Source organism: Desulfallas sp. Bu1-1 (assembly GCF_015594625.1).
GTDB lineage: Bacteria > Bacillota > Desulfotomaculia > Desulfotomaculales > Desulfallaceae > JADNRQ01.
In genome coordinates this window covers 461,511-474,437 of record NZ_JADNRQ010000001.1, presented here as the reverse complement: position 1 = coordinate 474,437, position 12,927 = coordinate 461,511, and the positions used below count along the sequence as shown (strand labels likewise).

The window sequence follows — 12,927 nt, the reverse complement described above, 5'->3', positions numbered from 1 at the left end:
TTACGTTACTTTAATCCCGCTATATCGGCACCGGTTACGGTTCCGTCAACCAGCCTGTCCTTCAGCCGCCCCGGCAGTTGCTTTTGCCGTTTAATTAAAGCAGTATATACTCCGGCCCGGTCCACGCGGCCCACCATGATGAAACCCACCAGGCGGCCTTCCTTAAAGCAAAGTTTCCGGTAAACCCGATTGTCTTTATATACGACCTGTTCATCGCCTCCCCGCACGTCACCCACGGAAATAAACGGTACCGAGCGGAACTGGGCGGAGTTAAGCCTGGTCAGGGGCGGCGGGTATTTTCTGGTTTGCCCGGCCAGGTTGCAGCCGGCGTAGCGCCCCTGTTCCACGGCCAGCGTCCACAGGCCGGAAGTTGTTTTAGCGCCGGTTACCAGGTCTGTTACTTCAATACAATCCCCGGCGGCATAAACCCCGGGCAGCGAGGTTTCCAGGTAATCATTCACCACTATACCCTTATCCACCCTGCCGCCGGCCTGCCGCACCAATTCCGAGTTGGGCCGCACCCCCTTGCCGACAACCACCAGGCCGGCGTGCAGCTTACGCCCGTCTTCCAATTCAACTGCCCGCACAGTACCTTCATGTCCTGCTGTTACGGCAACCGGTTCCATACCATAGATAAATTTGATTCCCGCACCGGTAAAGTCTTTTTCCACAAGGCCAGCGCTGTCTTGATCCAGTTGCTTGATCAATAAATGCGGGCTTTTGATCACCACCGTCACGTCATGTAAACCGCGTTTTTTCAGGGCATAGGCCGCTTTAAGACTGACCAGCCCCCCGCCGACCACTACGGCGGATGCACAGCCCGGGGCCAGTTTACCTAAATCAACTGCCTGGTCCACCCTGCGCAGCGTAAATACGCCCGGCAAATCCGCCCCCGGCCACCCGGGCGGTACGGGGGAAGCGCCGGTGGCCACCAACAGGCGGTCATAGCCGATAACCCGTCCATCCGCCAGGTTTAGTATACGGCGTTCCGCGTTTATGGAAACTACTTTTTGACCCGACCAAAGGTCAATTTCAAAATCTTGATAGAATTTTTGCGGGGCGTAATTAATACCGGAAACGTCCTTAACTCCGGCCAGAACCTCAGGTATCAGACAGCGGGCGTAAGCCGGTCCGGGCTCATCGGAAATAACTGTAATGCGAGCCGTTGCATCAAGCTTTCGCACGACGCGCGCAGCTGACAATCCAGCCGCACTGTTGCCGATTACAACTATGTGCACCTTCACACCTCCTTCGTAAATTTAAGAATGTTTTTTCAATTACGCAGCGGGGTTTATTAAAAATCTGAACACCCTATAGTCGCGCAATAAAAAGTTTTGAAAATATTTCGCTAAAACCGTTTAATTTCCTCCCCTGTAAATTATTTCGGGTCCGGTTTAGCTATAATAAATTACTGTTCCGAGCAAAATATAACCATGCTCACCAGGTTCATCATCTACGGCCTGTTGGGTTGGAACATGGAGGTATTCTGGACCGGGCTGGTTTCGGGGCTTAATGGCAACCCCCGGCTGGCCGCCCATACCTACCTGTGGATGTTCCCCATTTACGGGCTGGCGGTTTTTCTGGAACAACTGCACGACTACATTCGCCCGCTGCACTGGTACCTGCGGGGCATGATCTGGGCGCTGGTGATTTGGGCGGTGGAACTTGTTACGGGAGGCCTAATCCGCTTCCTGGTGGGCACCAGCCCCTGGATCTACCGGGAGGGATGGCAGATAGCCGGGCTGATCCGCCTGGATATGGCGCCGCTGTGGTTTATCGCCGGGCTGTTGTTTGAACAAATCCACGACAGGCTGAAAAGAATCACTGTATTGATCCACAATTAAAGCCGAATAGCGTAGTTTTTAAAAATGCGGTTGAAATAAAAGGGGGAAATCACGTGCACATGTTTTACTGGCCGGGAGGCTATTTCGGGTGGGGAGGCATGATCATTTCCATGCTGTTCTGGCTGCTTTTTGTGGGCGGGCTGATTTATTTCGTTTTTTGGCTGGTCAGGCGCGGGGCGGGCGGCCCGGTAAACTACCGTGCGGAATCCGCCATGGATATTCTGAAAAAGCGTTACGCCTCCGGTGAGATTACCAGGGAACAGTTTTTGTCCATCAAGGAAGAGCTGAAGGAAGGAAATAAAGAGAAACAGGAAAACGATCTTTGAGGTGATCCCGGGCTCGGCTCTTGCCGTTTTAACCATGCATGTCGCAACAATTTACAACCATCTTCCCCTTTCCCGGGGTTTTTTGTTAAGCGTAGCGGTTCTTTTCGTTTACCGCTTAAACAAAGGGAAGCATGGAATGCCCTCAATAATCCAAAGAATTTATCAAACCCGAAATCTTTATCAATTTATTTTATTGTTCCAATTTATTTATTTTATATATAATTATTTAGTGAAAAAAAATCAACTTGGATAAAGGCAAGGTGTTAATATGAGCAATTACAGTGAAATGTGGAGTTCCCTGGGGCTTAACCTGGAGGCCCACGATCAATTGTTAAAGGTATTGCCTCCGACCTACCACGATGTCTACCTCACGCAGCCCAACAGGCCCAAAAACATGGAATATTTCGATTTCGTGGTCAACGAAATACACGGTTTGCGCATCCAGGAACTGCAGGAACACAAAAAGGCGGGCGGAAAAGTTATCGGCGCTTTCTGCGTCTTTGTACCCGAGGAAATCGTCCGCGCCGCCGGCGGCATTTGCATCGGCCTATGCTCCGGGATTGACATAGGTACGGCCGAGGCCGAGCAAGTTTTGCCGCGCAACATTTGCCCCTTGATTAAATCGTTCATGGGATTCAAACTGGCCAAAATCTGCCCCTATTTTGAATCCTGCGATCTGGTTGTGGGCGAAACAACCTGCGATGGCAAAAAGAAGGCATTTGAAATCCTGAACGACTATGTGCCGGTGCACGTCATGGAAACACCGCAAATGAAGAAAGGGCGGGACAGGGACCTCTGGCTGGAAGAGGTAAAGGATTTCGCACGCCTCGTCGAGGAAACCACGGGCAACCAAATCTCCGCCGCCACCCTGGCCAGGTCCATCAACGAAGTGAATGGAAAACGGCGGGCGCTGCGGCGCCTGGCCGACCTGCGCAAATGCGACCCCGCGCCCATCAGCGGCAAGGATAGCCTGCTCATCGAACAAATTGCCATGTACGACGATGTGGAAAGATTTACCGCCAGGGTCAACCAGCTTTGCGACGAATTGGAACAAAGGGTTCAAGCCGGCGAGGGGGTTTTCCCCGCTAAAACACCCAGAGTGATCGTTACCGGTACGCCCATGGCCATCCCCAACTGGAAAGTGCCCCACATCATCGAGACCAGCGGCGCGGTGATTGTGGCGGAGGAACTGTGCACCGGGTTGCGCTATTTTGAGAATGAAGTGGCCGAGGACGCCACCGGGCTTGATAACATGTTGGAAAACGTGGCCGCACGGTACATGGGAATCAACTGCGCCGTGTTCACTCCCAACCCCGGGCGCCTGGAAAAACTGGTCCAGCTGGTAAAAGAATATAATGCCGGCGGGGTCATCCATTGCACCCTGTCCTTCTGCGATCCTTACGCCGTGGAAGCCAACCGGGTGGAAAAAATGCTCAAGCAGGAAGGCATCCCGTTATTAAAAATTGAAACCGGTTATGACCAGGAAGATGCCGGTCAACTGAAAACCAGAATCGAAGCTTTCGTGGAAATGCTTAAATAAAGGAGTAATGACATTGTACGCCGGAATAGACATCGGTTCCAGAACCATCGGCTTTGTAGCGCTGGCAGGCGACCGGGTACTACTGACGGCGCTGGAAGATACCGGGCATGAACCGCTGGACACGGCCAGAAAACTACTCAACCAAAAATACGCGCGGGTGGTCGCAACGGGTTACGGCAGGCACTCGGCCAAATCCGACTTTGCCCATGATGTGATTACCGAAATCAAGGCCCACGCGCTGGGCGCCGCTTATCTCTACCCGGGTGTTCGCACCGTGTTGGATATCGGAGGACAGGACACCAAGGTGATCCTGTTGAACGACCGGGGTTCGGTGACCGATTTCCAGATGAACGACCGGTGCTCGGCGGGAACGGGCAAGTTTCTGGAGGTGATGGCCGGCGCCCTGGGCTACACCGGCGTTGGGGAATTCGGGGAGGAAGCGCTGAAAGGCAAACGCGGCATCAAAATCAGCAACATGTGCACCGTTTTTGCCGAATCGGAAGCGGTATCCCTGCTGCACCGGGGCGCCGGCCGGGAAGATATCGCCCTGGCGCTGCATGTCTCGGTGGTAGAAAGAACGGCGGGCATGCTGCAAAGAGTGGGTTACAAAACCCCCCTGGTTTTTACGGGAGGTGTGGCCAATAACCGCTGTATTGTGACCCTGCTGGCCGAAAAACTGGGCGTGGAGGTGATTGTGCCCCCACAACCCCAACTGGTGGGGGCGCTGGGGGCGGCCCTCGCCGCGGCAACCACGGCCGCGGCTCAATAGGCGTTCTCCCGCAGCCACTGTCCCAGCTTAACGAAATCCTGCCGGATCACCTCTTCCAGGGCCGGCCGGTAGATGGCCGCCGCCGGGTGATAAAGGGGAAACAATTTGAATTGCCCCATCACGAGCGGCTGCCCGTGGTAATTACCAATTTGAATTTTATTGCCCCCGAAATTTTTCAGGGCCACGTCGCCCAGGGTCACGATAACCCCGGGCGATAATATTTTCAGTTCCTCTTGCAACCAGCGGGCGCAGGATTTTATTTCACAAATGCCGGGTTTGCGGTTGGCCCTGCCGTTGTTCCTGGTGGGCCGGCATTTGACCGTATTGATAATGAAAACGTCACGACGGCCAAGTCCCGCCAGCTTCAAATATTCTTCCAGTTTACGCCCGGCCTGCCCCACAAAAGGCATTCCCCGCCTGATCTCCTCCCCGCCCGGCGCCTCCCCGAGAAAGATAATGCCCGCATCGGGGTTACCGCAATCCCTTACCAGCCCGGCGCCTTCCCTTTCGCCGGGACAATCGCAACGGCAACCGTAAACCCGCCGGTAAAGATCCTCTAAAGCCTTTTCTTTCATGCTGTCCCCCTTGCAAAACAATTTTTCACCCAATACCTGATACTCGGGTGACAGGCACCATTAATTTTAAACCACGCAACCATTATAAATGATCGATCATTTAAAATGAAGGGTCATTGAAAAGCTGGACAATTATTAATATAACTGGTAAACTCTTAATTAGTTTAGCAATCTAATAATTAACATATTTATCATTATATTGTTACATCGTTAAGTTAATTGGAGGAATCGGAATTTGACCGGCAAGGAAAAACAATCTTTTTGGCTGCCCTTGATGGTACTAGTTACCGGTGCATTTGCAGCTATTTTAAATAATAGTTCCATTAATGTCGCCGTTCCCAAATTAATGACCATTTTTGGAGTCGACGCGGATAAAATCCAATGGGTGGTTACAGCGTACATGCTTTCCTCCGGTGTAATTATTCCGGTAACAGGTTTTCTTGGGGATCGTTTCGGTACCCGGCGCATATTTGTAGTTTCCCTGGCGGCATTTACCACCGCTTCGCTGCTGTGCAGCATTGCGTGGAACATCAACACCATGATTGCCTTCCGGGTCATTCAGGGTATTGGCGGCGGCATGATGATGCCCATTAGTATGGCGATAATTTATCGCATTGTCCCGCGCGAAACCATTGGGCTGGCACTGGGCATTTGGGGCATGGCGGCGATCACGGCCCCGGCCATCGGCCCCACCCTGGGCGGTTACATTATTGATAATTTTAACTGGCGCTTCCTTTTCCTTCTGAATATCCCCATTGGTCTTACCGGCTTATTGCTAACCCCGGTCACGGTTCCCGAAAGCAAAAAAATTACCGGCCTGTCCTTTGACCGCTGGGGCTTTTTGCTTTGCACCACGGGTTGTTTCACCCTGCTGCTGGCCCTTAGCGAAGGGCATAAAAAGGGCTGGGATTCACTTTTTATCATTACTCTTTTGATTTACGCCCTGTTCAGCCTGGTTCTGTTTGCCATCGTGGAATTGTCCATCCCGGAACCAATGCTGGACCTGCGGCTGTTAAAAAACAAAACCTTTACCATCAGCATTATTACCGGCGCCCTCATCACCATGGGGTTGTTCGGCGGAGTGTTTTTAGTCCCCCTGTTCACCCAGAACATCATGAACATGACCCCTTACGAAACAGGGCTATTATTGATGCCGGCCGCCATTGTCTCGGCGCTCATGCAGCCTGTAAGCGGGTTCTTATTTGACCGCATCGGCGCCAGGCCCCTGGGATTGGCCGGTCTGACCATCACGGGGGTTTTCACCTGGAAATTACAATACATTACCGCCCAAACTTCGCCACATTACCTGACCATGCTCATGACAATACGGTCCATCGGCATGGGTTTGGCCATGATGCCCATCACAACCGCCGGCATGAACGTGGTACCCCGGCACCTGGTACCCCGGGCTTCATCACTGAACAATGTTTTTCGCCAGGTGTCGGCCTCGCTGGGCATAGCCTTGTTAACCGCCATTATGGTCAATCGCCAGGCCCTGCACGGTGCGCACCTGTCCGAAAATTTAACTATATATTCCCCCGCCCTGACATTGGCACACGATCTATTTAATTTATTATCATCAAGCGGGTTGAAACTGACCGTTCTTTTTGGCCTGGTTCAATCGCAAGCGCTGGTTTCGGCCATTAATGATACTTTTCTGGTATCCAGCTTGTTTATTTTTCTGGCCATACCCTTTGTACTGTTCCTGGGTGACAGCAAGCCGGTTCCCTCGAAACCAGCCAAAGAATAATTTCCATTAAAGATGATCCGGCATCTTGAAGGAGTGGAGCGCCGGGTGAGCCAAGCTCAAATGGAAATCCCCTTCCAGAGAAAGGAAGGGGATTTCACCTTCAAGCCCGTAATGACCTGCGCTACAACCACTATGAGTATCTGCGCAGCCCACGATGACCTTTCGGCCACCATGAACCATTACGACACCCATAATGATCTTTGCTCGACTATTATGGATACCTTATGAGCCTGCAGCAATCTCTCGACTGCTGCAGACCCAAACAAATTTCAACAGAGAAACATAGAACCATGTTCAATTGTTAAAATTTTTGTCGGCACCCATAATAATCTTAGCTCGACCGGTAAACATCCCTTGCGACCATATTGCAATCGTTCGGACTGCAATATAGCCTGCCGGAACATTTACCGATCTGCCCGCCGGCCAATACCGAGCCGCCTTGACCCGGTATTAACCTTTGGCCGGCTGTTACAGAGCCTTACGACCCTGTAACAGCCTTGGCTCGGCCATTACGAACCTTGCGTTTATATTGTGTCCCAAATAATCACGGATATGAATGGTAAGTAATGGGAAATAATTAGCCGGGCATTCAGGCCGGTTGATTTACGAAAAAGCTGGAAATGTTTAAAAAAACGCCCCGTCGGAGGCGTTTATTCTTCCATTTGTTTGGCCAGAAATGAGGCTGCTGTTTCCGCCAGTTTTTTTTCCAAGTCACCCATGCGGACATCTTCGCTGGAAGTGATGATTACAGCGCCGATGGCATCCCCGTTGGCGACAATTGGTGAAATAACACTGTTCTTAAATTGAACCCGGTCGTCCGAGATGATGCTGTGCGTTTCTTCGATAATCCTGGTTTGGCGATTGTTTATCATCTCTTCCAGTATGGTACTGATAGGCTTCCTCAATAAATCCTTTTTGGGACCACCCGAAACGGCAATGATCTCGTCCCGGTCGGCGATGCAAACCACGTGCCCCAGGGCCTCGTGCAGAGAATCGGCGTACTCCTTGGCAAACTCACCCAGCTCGTTGATAGGGGAATACTTCTTTAAAATTACTTCCCCTTCGCGGTCTACATATATCTCCAGGGGTTCACCTTCGCGAATTCTCATAGTGCGCCTTATTTCCTTGGGTATCACAACCCGACCCAAGTCGTCGATTCTTCTAACGATCCCGGTTGCTTTCATATTAAATTTACCCTCCTTTCTAAATCTTGTTTTAGTAATATCCTGATTTTTATAAAACCATTACAGGAAACCATTTCAAAAAAAACCAACACTACCTATAGATTGCCTCCAACATTTGATTTATAATAATTAGAATAGAGAAAAAACAATATTGCCAGGTCTTTTTTTGAATTCGGGCCGGCAACAATCGTCCCCGAGCCATTTCTAAATATTAAAAATTATAACTGTTGTTTTAATTAAATACCAGGAAAATACCGCTCATTAAAAGGCATGGTATTTGCATACGGCATGATTAAGGACGTTAAAAAAATTCCATAGAAAGTTATTCTCTTAATTTTATTTATAGTCAGATAGTCATTTTTTTTAATAAGCTTTTAACGAAGGGAGGCGTTAGCGGAAAATAGCATGAAGAATTACGCCTGAGGGCAAAAGCAAACTAAAGGAAAGGAGAAGAAATGTTGCTACAAAGAACATTGAGCAAAAGCAACAAAACCGACCTGTACCTGGATCTGGTGGAACTGGCCAGCGGGCTTCTCCTGGTGGGATTTTTATGGACACATATGCTCTTTGTGGCCACCATCCTTATCTCCCAGGAAACGTTCAACGGCTTGTCCGAATTCCTGGACAAGTATTACTTATCTTACATCGGCATTCCCTTTATCATCGTCGTAGCCCTCTTCCATTTCGTTATAGCGGGACGCCGCATTCCCACCAGAATCCAGGAGCAGAGAATTGTCTGGCGGCACGCCAAGATGCTGCGCCATACCGACACCTGGACCTGGGTGTTCCAGGCCATCACGGGCATGGCCATTTTGGTGCTGGCCAGCATTCACGTGTGGATGGTCGTTACCGGCTGGCCCATCCGTGACTTTACCAGCGCCCAGCGCATGGAGTCCTTCTGGTGGTTTTACCTGATCCTCCTGATCGTCGGCGAATACCATGCGGGCTTCGGACTGTATCGCCAGTTCGTCAAATGGGGCTGGTTCCCCCGCAAACCCATTGGTTATATCACCAAGGTCATCACCGCCATCATACTAGTTCTGGGACTGGCGGCAATGTTTGTCTTTGTCCAGTTGGGAGGTGCCCTATGAGTACTTATAAAACCCTCATCACCGATGTTCTAGTCGTTGGCGCAGGCCTGGCCGGGGAAAGAGTTGCCGTCGAAGCAGCTTCCCATGGACTGGACGTAATTATTTTAAGCCTGGTCCCACCCCGCCGTTCCCACAGCACCGCGGCCCAGGGAGGCATGCAGGCCAGCCTGGGCAACTGTGCCATGGGCGAGGGGGACAACCCGGACGTTCACTTTGCCGATACCGTCAAAGGCTCCGACTGGGGCTGCGACCAGGACGTGGCCAGGCTGTTTGTGGAAACCGCCCCCCTTGCCGTAAGGGAAATGGCGATCTGGGGCGTACCCTGGAACCGCGTGGTGGCCGGCAAGCGGACTTTGCCGGACGGCAGGGTAATCGAAGAGAAAAAGGAAAAGGAAGGGTTGATTACTGCCCGTGACTTCGGCGGCACAGCCAAGTGGCGCACCTGCTACACCGCCGACGGAACCGGGCACACGCTGCAATACACCATGGACAGTATGGTGATTAAAATGGGCATCACGGTGCATGACCGCACCGAAGCCATCTCCCTGATCCATGACGGCGAGCAGTGCACCGGCGTGGTGGCCCGCTGCCTGCGCACCGGGGACCTCAGGGTCTACATCGCCAAATCCACCGTGATCTGCACCGGCGGTTACGGCAGGTTGTACAGTGCTTCCACCAACGCGGTTATCAACGAAGGCAGCGGTATGTTTATCGCCCTGAATACCGGCGTAGTTCCCCTGGGTAACATGGAAGCGGTGCAATTCCACCCCACGGGCATGGTGCCGGTATGGATTCTGATCACCGAGGGCGCCCGGGGTGACGGCGGTTACCTGCTGGATAAAAACCTGTACCGCTTCATGCCGGATTATGAACCCAAGAAAAAGGAACTGGCCTCCCGGGACGTGGTATCGCGCCGCATGATTCAGCACATGCGCAAAGGTTACGGGGTCGACAGCCCCTACGGCCCGCACCTGTGGCTGGACATCCGGCACCTGGGAGCCAAGCACATCAATACCAACCTGAGGGAGATCGCCAACATCGCTCGCAACTTCGCCGGCATCGACCCGGTGAAGGATTTGATTCCCGTCCGTCCCACCCAGCACTACAGCATGGGCGGGGTACGGACCAACATCGACGGCGCTGCGTACGGGCTCAAGGGCCTGTTTGCCGCCGGTGAAGCAGCCTGTTGGGACTTGCACGGTTTCAACCGCCTGGGGGGCAATTCCCTGGCTGAAACAATCACCGCCGGGCGGATCATCGGCAAAAAGGTGGCTGAATACACGCTGGGTGCCACTTTGTCCTATAATTATGAGCTGGTGGACAAAGCGGTCAAAGAACAGGAGAACCGCATCAAGGCGCTGGTCAACGGATGGAACGGCAAGGAAAACGTCTACGAACTGCGCAAGCTGATGGAGCAGAACTTGATGGACTACGTGGGCATTTTCCGCAACGGGAAAGACCTGCAAAAAGCCGTTGACAACCTGCGGGAACTTTACCACCGCTCGCTCAAAATCGGCCTGCGCTCCAATGGCGAAGGGGCCAACCCCGAACTGGCCCAGGCCCTGCGCCTGCCCGGCATGATCAAGCTCGCGCTGTGCATCTCTTACGGCGCCCTGATGCGCACCGAAAGCCGCGGCAGCCACGCCCGGGAGGACTATCCCAAGCGGGACGACGCGAACTGGCTCAAACGCACCCTAGCTTACTGGCCGGAGGGCGCGGACCTGCCCGAGTTGAAATATGAACCGGTTAAGATCACCGAACTGCCGCCGGGGGACCGTGGTTACGGCGAATCCTCGGCTGAATCACAAGGAGGCAAAAATGGCTGATCGCGAGTTAACCTTTGAAATATTTCGTTACAACCCACAAAAACCCGAAGTAAAACCCTATCTGCAGACCTACAAACTCAAGGAAACCACGGGCATGACCATCTTCGTCGCCCTGAACCAGATTCGCGAGGAACAGGACCCGTCCCTCATGTTTGACTTCGTATGCCGGGCAGCCATTTGCGGTTCCTGCGCCATGGTCATCAACGGGCGCCCCCGGCTCGCTTGCAAAACGCTGACTAAAACACTGCCGGCCAGGATCAAGCTTTTCCCGCTGCCGGTGTTCAAGCTGATCGGGGACCTGTCCGTTGATACCGGGACCTGGTTCAGACACATGTCCTTGAAAACCGAAGCCTGGGTACACACCAGCAAGACATTCGACCCCAAGGCACAAGAAGAGCGTATGGATAATGAGACAGCGTTAAAAATTTATGAAGCCGAACGGTGCATTGAGTGCGGTTGTTGCATTGCGGGCTGCGCCACCGCCAATATCCGGGACGAATTCCTGGGCGCCGCGGGGATCAACCGGGTGGCCAGGTTTATGCTCGACCCCCGGGATGAAAGAACCCCGGCGGAATATTTTGAAGTGGTGGGTTCCGAGGAAGGCGCCTTCGGCTGCATGGGCCTGATGGCCTGTGACGACAATTGCCCCATGGAGCTGCCCCTGCAGATGCAGCTGGCCTTCGTCCGGCGCAAAATGGCCTCCATCGGCATCGGCTACAAGCCCGGCAAAGGCATCAAGCTGGCTTGATTGGTGGTCGGTAGTCGGAATGCTTAGCCCGTCGTTAGCACCCTCCCTCAATTTGAGGGGGGTTTTTACTTTTAAAGCGCCCCCTGATCGAGGGTGCTTTTTGCTTTTGCCAGCGCCGGTTACCAGGGCAAAATTTTGCGCATACTAATCCAGGAGGTGTGGTTATGCGTTTAATTGCCAGAATGCAGGACCAACAACAGGTTGGTTTCCTGGTCGACTCCCTGCGCAACGCCGGTTTTGACCGCAAGGATATGATTATTTCCGACCTGGCGGACGCGGAAGAGCAACGCAGGGATGACCCCGAGGAAGTGGCCGGTGAACTGGCCTTTATCAAAACGGAGCGCGACGGCTTATGGGAAACGGGCGCCTTTGCGGACGGCATAAAAGGATTTGAGCCCGGCAAGCGGGGGATTATCGTGGCGGTAAAAACACCCAAACACGAAGCCGACAGGGTCAGGGCCATCATGGAACAATCCGGCGCGGTTGAGATCATCCAGGACTAAAGACTAAAAATATTACTTTTGCGCCGTATAATTTCCGGGATATACCGAATAATAAACAGGAAACATTAAAAATTTCTAAGGGAGGAATAATATGAATACGGGAACTCGTGAAGCAATGGTACTGAGCGAAGTATTGCGGAGCAACTCCTGTATGATTGATCATTACAATTTTTACCTGGGCAACTGTCAGGACCAGCAATTGCGTTCAATTTTGGACCGGCAGCAAAGGCACACCCTGGACAGCGTACAAAGATTGATGCAAATGATGCAAAGCCACGGGATAGATACAACCGGAATGCCGCTACCGTCCACCATGACGATGACGGCAAGTGCTCCCCAGGCCGCCTCGACCGTACAGTACGGCACCCAAATGACGACTCAACAGTACGGCACCGCCCCGGCCGGAACCGCGCAGTACGGCGCCGGCGCCATTTATACGGCGGGACCACCCGCAACGGGTACCCAGATGGCTTACCAGCAGAGCACCCGGCCCACCGCCATCAACGACAGGGTTATTGCCGAGGGCGCTTTATTGTTCCACAAATGCAGTGCCGATACCAGCACCAGGGCCGCGCTGGAAAGCTCGGAACCACATATCCGCAGCGCCCTGACCAACATGGCCCGGAACTGCATTGAAATGTCCTATGAACTTTATAATTATATGTCCCAGCGGGGCTGGTACCAGTTGCCCGCCACTCCGCAACACTTTATTTCCCACTCACCCAAGCAACAACAGTACCCCCCTCAATAAGAGCAGAAGATTAACCTCAA

Annotated in this window: 14 protein-coding genes; 11 read left to right on the top strand and 3 right to left on the bottom strand. The window is 52.7% G+C overall.

All coding sequences use genetic code 11. From position 1 onward, the window contains the following. Positions 1-5: 5 nt before the first annotated feature. Positions 6-1,238: an FAD-dependent oxidoreductase gene (locus tag IT084_RS02250; protein WP_195710674.1), complete on the bottom strand. Its 1,233-nt coding sequence runs from the start codon at positions 1,236-1,238 to the stop codon at positions 6-8. A gap of 195 nt (positions 1,239-1,433) precedes the next feature. Here IT084_RS02250 and IT084_RS02245 point away from each other — a divergent pair, with 195 nt between their 5' ends. From IT084_RS02245 to IT084_RS02230, 4 genes are all read left to right on the top strand, one after another. After that, positions 1,434-1,844: a putative ABC transporter permease gene (locus IT084_RS02245; protein WP_195710673.1), complete on the top strand. Its 411-nt coding sequence runs from the start codon at positions 1,434-1,436 to the stop codon at positions 1,842-1,844. A gap of 59 nt (positions 1,845-1,903) precedes the next feature. Then, positions 1,904-2,170: an SHOCT domain-containing protein gene (locus IT084_RS02240; protein WP_243276712.1), complete on the top strand. Its 267-nt coding sequence runs from the start codon at positions 1,904-1,906 to the stop codon at positions 2,168-2,170. A 268-nt stretch (positions 2,171-2,438) separates the two neighbouring features. Further along, positions 2,439-3,710, top strand: coding sequence for a double-cubane-cluster-containing anaerobic reductase (locus IT084_RS02235; protein ID WP_195710671.1), 1,272 nt, complete (start codon positions 2,439-2,441; stop codon positions 3,708-3,710). Between the two features lie 7 nt (positions 3,711-3,717). Further along, entirely contained in the window at positions 3,718-4,479 is a 762-nt protein-coding gene (locus IT084_RS02230; RefSeq protein WP_195710670.1) for an acyl-CoA dehydratase activase, read from the top strand. On the opposite strand, the gene IT084_RS02225 is transcribed toward IT084_RS02230, so the two are convergent. Continuing rightward, on the bottom strand, positions 4,473-5,054 hold the full coding sequence (locus tag IT084_RS02225) for a uracil-DNA glycosylase (RefSeq protein ID WP_195710669.1): 582 nt from the start codon (positions 5,052-5,054) through the stop codon (positions 4,473-4,475). The two genes, IT084_RS02230 and IT084_RS02225, sit on opposite strands and share 7 nt — an antisense overlap. A gap of 235 nt (positions 5,055-5,289) precedes the next feature. Between IT084_RS02225 and IT084_RS02220 the strand changes: the two genes are divergently transcribed. Both IT084_RS02220 and IT084_RS02215 read left to right on the top strand, forming a co-directional pair. Beyond that, complete coding sequence (locus IT084_RS02220) at positions 5,290-6,804, top strand: DHA2 family efflux MFS transporter permease subunit (RefSeq protein WP_243276651.1); 1,515 nt, start codon at positions 5,290-5,292, stop codon at positions 6,802-6,804. A 45-nt stretch (positions 6,805-6,849) separates the two neighbouring features. Beyond that, a complete protein-coding gene (locus IT084_RS02215) occupies positions 6,850-7,032 on the top strand; it encodes a hypothetical protein (RefSeq protein ID WP_195710668.1) in 183 nt (60 codons plus the stop codon). A 422-nt stretch (positions 7,033-7,454) separates the two neighbouring features. On the opposite strand, the gene spoVT is transcribed toward IT084_RS02215, so the two are convergent. After that, on the bottom strand, positions 7,455-7,988 hold the full coding sequence (gene spoVT / locus IT084_RS02210; RefSeq protein WP_195710667.1) for a stage V sporulation protein T: 534 nt from the start codon (positions 7,986-7,988) through the stop codon (positions 7,455-7,457). 455 nt (positions 7,989-8,443) lie between these two features. Here spoVT and IT084_RS02205 point away from each other — a divergent pair, with 455 nt between their 5' ends. The 5 genes from IT084_RS02205 to IT084_RS02185 all read left to right on the top strand — a co-directional run bounded on the left by IT084_RS02205 (position 8,444) and on the right by IT084_RS02185 (position 12,907). Continuing rightward, positions 8,444-9,079 carry a succinate dehydrogenase gene (locus IT084_RS02205; protein WP_195710666.1) on the top strand — a complete coding sequence of 212 codons (636 nt, stop codon included), beginning with the start codon at positions 8,444-8,446 and terminating at the stop codon, positions 9,077-9,079. Next, entirely contained in the window at positions 9,076-10,905 is a 1,830-nt protein-coding gene (locus IT084_RS02200; protein WP_195710665.1) for a fumarate reductase flavoprotein subunit, read from the top strand. Before IT084_RS02205 ends, IT084_RS02200 begins: the two co-directional genes overlap by 4 nt. Continuing rightward, complete coding sequence (locus tag IT084_RS02195) at positions 10,898-11,653, top strand: fumarate reductase iron-sulfur subunit (RefSeq protein WP_195710663.1); 756 nt, start codon at positions 10,898-10,900, stop codon at positions 11,651-11,653. Before IT084_RS02200 ends, IT084_RS02195 begins: the two co-directional genes overlap by 8 nt. Positions 11,654-11,817: 164 nt before the next feature. After that, positions 11,818-12,156 (top strand): hypothetical protein, encoded by a 339-nt coding sequence (locus tag IT084_RS02190; RefSeq protein ID WP_195710661.1) that lies wholly within the window; start codon positions 11,818-11,820, stop codon positions 12,154-12,156. Positions 12,157-12,247: 91 nt separating this feature from the next. After that, on the top strand, positions 12,248-12,907 hold the full coding sequence (locus IT084_RS02185; RefSeq protein WP_243276649.1) for a spore coat protein: 660 nt from the start codon (positions 12,248-12,250) through the stop codon (positions 12,905-12,907). Positions 12,908-12,927: the final 20 nt, after the last annotated feature.